The 494-nt window shown below is 63.8% G+C and carries 1 protein-coding gene; it reads right to left on the minus strand.

The genetic code is table 11. From position 1 onward, the window contains the following. A partial coding sequence (locus B1A78_RS21970; protein ID WP_218668028.1) for a hypothetical protein occupies nucleotides 1-494 on the minus strand: 494 nt, incomplete at both ends.

Below are 494 nucleotides of genomic sequence, written 5' to 3' on the forward strand. Positions count from 1 at the left end.
TCCGCATCCGCATCTGCGTCAGCGTCGGCATCTGCGTCTGCATCGGCATCAGCGTCAGCATCGGCGTCAGCGTCCGCATCTGCGTCAGCGTCGGCATCGGCATCGGCATCGGCATCGGCGTCAGCGTCTGCATCGGCATCAGCGTCGGCGTCAGCGTCAGCGTCTGCATCAGCATCTGCGTCTGCGTCTGCGTCCGCATCAGCGTCTGCATCTGCATCTGCATCTGCGTCGGCATCCGCGTCTGCGTCAGCATCTGCGTCCGCGTCTGCGTCCGCATCTGCGTCAGCGTCAGCATCGGCGTCTGCGTCAGCATCAGCGTCTGCATCAGCATCAGCATCAGCATCTGCGTCAGCATCTGCATCCGCGTCAGCATCTGCATCCGCGTCTGCGTCGGCATCGGCATCTGCGTCAGCGTCTGCATCTGCATCCGCGTCCGCATCAGCGTCGGCATCAGCATCAGCATCAGCGTCAGCGTCAGCGTCAGCGTCAGCGTC

This window comes from Sphingopyxis sp. KK2, assembly GCF_001990265.1.
Lineage (GTDB): Bacteria > Pseudomonadota > Alphaproteobacteria > Sphingomonadales > Sphingomonadaceae > Sphingopyxis.